This window comes from Vibrio sp. V42_P2S4T144 (assembly GCF_009904715.1).
In the GTDB taxonomy this organism is placed as follows: Bacteria; Pseudomonadota; Gammaproteobacteria; order Enterobacterales; family Vibrionaceae; genus Vibrio; species Vibrio alginolyticus.
This window is the reverse complement of record NZ_WXWS01000586.1, coordinates 1-5,898: the sequence shown is the minus strand read 5'-3', so window position 1 is coordinate 5,898 and position 5,898 is coordinate 1. Positions and strand designations below refer to the sequence as shown.

Annotated in this window: 5 protein-coding genes; all 5 read left to right on the top strand. The window is 46.8% G+C overall.

Translation table 11 applies throughout. The features are described 5' to 3' along the window. A partial coding sequence (ispG, locus tag CAG68_RS19325) for a flavodoxin-dependent (E)-4-hydroxy-3-methylbut-2-enyl-diphosphate synthase (RefSeq protein ID WP_161441532.1) occupies positions 1 to 1,037 on the top strand: 1,037 nt, incomplete at its 5' end. Between the two features lie 26 nt (positions 1,038 to 1,063). Continuing rightward, positions 1,064 to 2,332: a histidine--tRNA ligase gene (gene hisS, locus CAG68_RS19320; RefSeq protein ID WP_005381698.1), complete on the top strand. Its 1,269-nt coding sequence runs from the start codon at positions 1,064 to 1,066 to the stop codon at positions 2,330 to 2,332. 126 nt (positions 2,333 to 2,458) lie between these two features. Beyond that, on the top strand, positions 2,459 to 3,073 hold the full coding sequence (locus CAG68_RS19315) for a YfgM family protein (RefSeq protein ID WP_005381697.1): 615 nt from the start codon (positions 2,459 to 2,461) through the stop codon (positions 3,071 to 3,073). Positions 3,074 to 3,085: 12 nt separating this feature from the next. After that, a complete protein-coding gene (bamB, locus tag CAG68_RS19310; protein WP_005381696.1) occupies positions 3,086 to 4,246 on the top strand; it encodes an outer membrane protein assembly factor BamB in 1,161 nt (386 codons plus the stop codon). A 167-nt stretch (positions 4,247 to 4,413) separates the two neighbouring features. Further along, positions 4,414 to 5,898: ribosome biogenesis GTPase Der (gene der, locus CAG68_RS19305; protein ID WP_161441531.1), on the top strand; the 1,485-nt coding region annotated here is incomplete at its 3' end.

Below are 5,898 nucleotides of genomic sequence, written 5' to 3'. Positions count from 1 at the left end.
TTGCAGTACAGTCAATGACTAACACTCGCACGACTGACGTAGAAGCGACAGTCGCTCAAATCCGAGCACTAGAAAAAGTCGGCGCAGATATCGTTCGAGTTTCTGTGCCTACGATGGACGCAGCAGAAGCTTTCAAACTGATTAAACAGCAAGTTTCTGTACCATTAGTGGCTGATATTCATTTCGACTATCGTATCGCGCTGAAAGTTGCGGAGTACGGAGTTGACTGTTTACGTATCAACCCTGGTAACATCGGCAATGAAGAGCGCATTCGCGCTGTTGTTGATTGCGCTCGCGATAAAAACATCCCGATCCGTATTGGTGTCAATGGTGGATCTTTGGAAAAAGATCTACAGATGAAATACGGTGAGCCTACGCCAGAAGCCTTGGTTGAATCGGCGATGCGTCACGTAGATCATCTCGATCGTCTTAACTTTGACCAATTTAAAGTTAGCGTGAAAGCTTCAGACGTTTTTCTTGCGGTGGATTCATATCGTCTGCTGGCGAAGAAAATCGATCAGCCTCTTCATTTAGGTATCACAGAGGCGGGTGGTGCTCGAGCTGGCGCTGTTAAGTCATCTGTTGGCTTAGGTATGCTGTTATCTGAAGGGATAGGAGATACGCTGCGTATCTCTTTGGCTGCCGATCCAGTTGAAGAAATCAAAGTCGGTTTCGACATCCTTAAATCTCTGCGCATTCGCTCTCGAGGCATCAACTTTATTGCGTGCCCAAGCTGCTCACGCCAAGAATTCGATGTGATTGGTACGGTGAATGCACTGGAGCAACGTTTAGAAGACATCATCACGCCAATGGATGTGTCTATCATCGGTTGTGTGGTAAACGGCCCTGGTGAAGCAGAAGTTTCTCACTTAGGTCTAGCAGGTAGTAACAAGAAGAGCGCATTCTACGAAGATGGTAAACGCCAGAAAGAGCGCTTTGATAACGATGACCTTGTGAATAAGCTAGAAGCTAAGATCCGTGCGAAAGCAGCTATGATGAATGGCGAAAACCGCATCGAAGTTAAAGTACAAGATTAATCTCAACGAGAATTACGGTAAGTATTGTGGCAAAAACAATTCAAGCAATTCGAGGCATGAACGATTGCCTCCCAACTCAGTCGCCACTGTGGCAAAAATTAGAAAACACAGTGAAAAATGTAATTAGCGCATACGGTTATAACGAAGTGCGCATGCCAATCGTTGAAGAAACAAACCTATTCAGCCGCGCTGTTGGTGAAGAGACAGACGTCGTTTCAAAAGAAATGTACACCTTTGATGACCGTAACGGTGACAGCCTAACACTTCGCCCTGAAGGTACGGCGGGCTGTGTACGTTCATGTATCCAAAACAGCCTGATCAACCGTGATGAACAGCGTCTGTGGTACATGGGGCCTATGTTCCGCCATGAACGTCCGCAGAAAGGTCGTTACCGTCAATTCCACCAGTGTGGTGTTGAGGTGTTTGGTCTAAATGGTCCAGATGTTGATGCAGAGCTTATCATGATGACGGCGCGTCTATGGCGTGAGCTAGGTATCAATGAACATGTTCGTCTTGAGCTGAACTCTATCGGTTCTCAAGAAGACCGCGCAGACTACCGTACTGCACTGGTTGCATTCCTTGAGCAACATATTGATGTGCTAGATGAAGATTGTAAGCGTCGCATGCACACGAACCCACTGCGTGTTCTGGATACGAAGAACCCAGACGTTCAAGCTATTTTAGGTGATGCGCCTCGCCTTTCAGATTACTTGGGTGAAGAATCTAAAGCACACTTCGCAGGTCTATGTGAACTTTTAGACGCCGCAGGTATCAAATACACAGTTAACGAACGTCTAGTTCGTGGTCTGGATTACTACAATCGCACGGTATTTGAGTGGATCACTGAGAGCCTAGGTGCTCAAGGCACTGTATGTGGCGGTGGTCGTTACGATGGCCTTGTAGAGCAATTAGGTGGTAAACCAACACCAGCGGTTGGCTTTGCAATGGGCCTAGAGCGTCTAGTACTGATGCTAGAAACGTTGGAACTGACAGACGTTCGTCGCAGTGTTGACGTGTACGTAGTCACTGCGGGTGAAGGCACCATGATGGCAGGAATGAAGCTAGCAGAACAGCTTCGCGAGTCTGTTCCAGGCGTTCGTGTGATGAATCACTTCGGTGGCGGTAACTTCAAGAAACAGTTTAAACGCGCAGACAAAGTTGGTGCTGTTGTAGCATTGGTTCTGGGCGAAAACGAAGTTGCGGATAATACCGTAGTACTGAAAGACTTAGCTGGTGGTGAGCAAGAGACTTACAACCAAGCAGAAGTTGCAGAAAAGATCGCAGCACTGATTTAAGTCTTTTAGTAATCTAACAAAATTACATCCTAGTTCGTAAGCTAAGGCTCCCAAATGTGGAGCCTTTAAACGAAATAGGATCAATGGCAGCTAAGCTGCCATTTACATGTTTTAAGAGGACAGGAAGTGGAACTTTACGATACTGAAGAACAACAAGTTGAAGCCATTAAAGACTGGTGGAAGGAAAACGGCAAAGCCGTCATCATCGGTGCGGTTGTTGGTTTAGGTGGTCTATTTGGCTGGCGTTACTACCAGGATTCTGTGATTCAGGCGAGTGAAGCAGCTTCTCAAAGCTACACGACAGCAATGAATGCTTTGCAAGACAAAGGCACTGATGCTCAAGCTGACGTGAAAGCTTTCATTGAGTCAAATGAAGTAAAAGAATATTCAGTATTGGCTGCACTACAACTTGCTAAAGCACAAGTTGAAGCTCAAGACCTTTCTGCTGCATTGGAGCAACTGAAGTGGGCGCAAAGCAACACTCAAGATGCTGCGTTGTTACCATTGATTAGTTACCGCATTGCGCGTATTGAGACGGAAATGGGTAACTTCGACGCTGCAACGGCAGAGCTAAGTAACGTCACTGATACAGCATGGACAGGTCGTATTGCTGAACTTCGTGGCGATATTGCGATTCGCCAAGGTGACAAAGATGCTGCGTACGCTGCGTATACTGAAGCTCAGCAAGCGGCAGATGCAAGCCCGACACTACAAATGAAATTGGACGATCTGGCGAAATAAGGACCGCATTGGATGAAAAGAGTCTTTAAGAAAGCCTTGCTAGGGGCGTTAACAATGGGAGTACTTGCCGGTTGTGCAGGTGAGAAAGACACCATTGTAATGGCGCCACTACCTCAGGTAGACAGTCAGTTTACAACCAGTAGTGAGTGGAGCACATCGGTTGGCGATGGTGTTGGTCATTACTTTTCAAAACTATCCCCTGTATTTGCGAATGATACATTGTTCGTGGCAAGTCGTGATGGCTTAGTAAAAGCGCTGGATCCTGAGAATGGTAAACAACGTTGGCAAACGGACCTAGAAGAAGATGTCATTGCTCGTCTCTCTGGTGGTATCACAGCGGCATACGGAAACCTTTACATTGGCTCTGAGAATGGTGAAGTCATCTCTCTTGACCAAGAAACAGGTGAAATTGTTTGGCGTGTAAAAGTTGGTGGTGAGGTACTGGCGAAGCCAGTTGCAGATTCAGGCCTTATTATCATCAATACTAGCCGAGGCATGCTGATTGCCCTTAATGAGAGTACAGGTGAGCAACGCTGGGCATTGAGCACAGAAGTGCCGAACTTAACTTTACGTGGCGACAGTACTCCGACTGCAATTGGCGGCGGTGTATTTTGGGGAACGGCAAATGGCCGACTCGCAGCTGCTATCGTTGAGCGTGGTCAGTTGATTTGGCAACAGCCTGTTGGTACGCCAAAAGGCGCGACAGAAATTGATCGTTTGGTTGACGTTGATTCATCGCCAATTGTGCTAGGCGGTACTCTTTTCACCATTGGATACAATGGTCAACTTATCGCCATTGACTTGCGTTCAGCGAACCCGATTTGGAAGCGTAATTACTCATCTGCGACAGACATTTCTACAGATGGTAGTCGCATCTTTGTGATAACGGAAAAAGATCATGTTGTTGCCGTTGATTCACGAAGCGGAACTGAGTTGTGGGAAAACAGCTTGCTTGAGCACCGACAACTTACAGCGCCAGTTATTGTTGGCAATTATCTCGTTGTCGGTGACACGCTTGGTTACCTTCACTGGATGGATCGTTCAACGGGCGAATTTGTTGCGCAGCAGTTTGTCGATGATAGTGGCTTGGCAGTTGGCCCGACGTTATTGTCGGATGGTTATGTGATTACAACTCGCAACGGCGATGTAAAGAAACTAACCATTAACGAATAATATCGTGATATAATTCACATTCGGCTCCTGGCTGGTGACAGCTAGGAGCCGTTTTGTTGTTTGAATTTATTAACCCTGACGTGGTTATAGGTAAAAAGCTGGTTTGATTTGGCATCGAGCAAGTCGTTACCTATAACTACAGAAGAAAGATTATTGTAGAGGTTGTTATGGTACCTGTTGTAGCTCTAGTAGGGCGTCCGAACGTAGGTAAATCTACACTATTTAACCGATTGACTCGCACTCGTGACGCGTTGGTTGCGGACTTTCCAGGCCTAACGCGAGACCGTAAATATGGCCAGGCGAGACTTGGTGAAGAGCACGAATTCATTGTGATTGATACTGGTGGTATCGATGGCACAGAAGAAGGCGTGGAAACAAAGATGGCAGAACAGTCATTAGCCGCGATTGATGAGGCTGATGTTGTATTGTTCCTTGTTGACGGTCGTGCTGGTCTGACACCTTCAGATGAAGCAATTGCTGCGCATCTGCGTAAAATTGAAAAGCCAGCGATGCTGGTAGTAAACAAAATCGATGGTATTGATGCCGATGCGGCGTGTGCTGACTTTTGGCAGCTCGGCGTGGATGATATGTACCAGATTGCGGCCGCTCATGGCCGTGGTGTGACCGCTTTGCTTGAGCGTGCTTTATCTCCATTCTTTGATGATCTACTAACAAGTGAGTCTGAAGACGGTGAGATTGAAGACCTGACTGGATTCGAAGACGAAGAGCCTCTTGTTGAAGATTACACTGAAGAAGACGCAGAAGCAGAGTTCAAACGCCTTCAAGAGCAGCCGATTAAGTTGGCGATCATCGGTCGTCCTAACGTAGGTAAATCGACACTGACTAACCGTATTCTGGGTGAAGAACGTGTGGTTGTATACGATATGCCTGGTACAACGCGCGATTCTATCTACATCCCGATGGAGCGTGATGGACGCGAGTACGTACTAATTGATACCGCAGGTGTTCGTCGTCGTGGTCGTATCAATGAAACGGTTGAAAAGTTCTCTGTTGTTAAGACGCTGAAAGCGGTAGAAGATGCAAACGTCGTTCTACTGGTGATTGATGCTCGTGAAAATATTTCAGACCAAGACCTAAGCTTGCTTGGTTTTGCACTGAATGCTGGCCGCTCAATTGTCATCGCCGTTAACAAGTGGGATGGTCTAGACAGTGACGTGAAAGAAAGCGTGAAGAAAGAACTGGACCGCCGTCTAGGATTCGTCGACTTCGCGCGTATCCACTTTATCTCTGCGCTGCACGGTACTGGCGTTGGTCACTTGTTTGAATCTATCCAAGAAGCATATAACTCGGCGACAACGCGTGTGGGTACGTCAGTACTGACGCGTATCATGAAGATGGCTGTGGATGATCACCAACCGCCAATGGTTCGTGGTCGTCGTATCAAACTCAAATACGCACACGCAGGTGGTTACAACCCACCGATCGTTGTTATCCACGGTAACATGGTTCGTGAATTGCCAGATTCGTATAAACGTTATCTGATGAACTACTTCCGTAAGTCTCTGGAAATTATGGGAACACCGATTCGCATTAACTTCCACAACAGTGATAACCCATACGAGAACCGTACGAATAAGCTTACGCTATCACAAGAGCGTAAACGTAAGCGTATGATGTCGATGGTGAAAAAC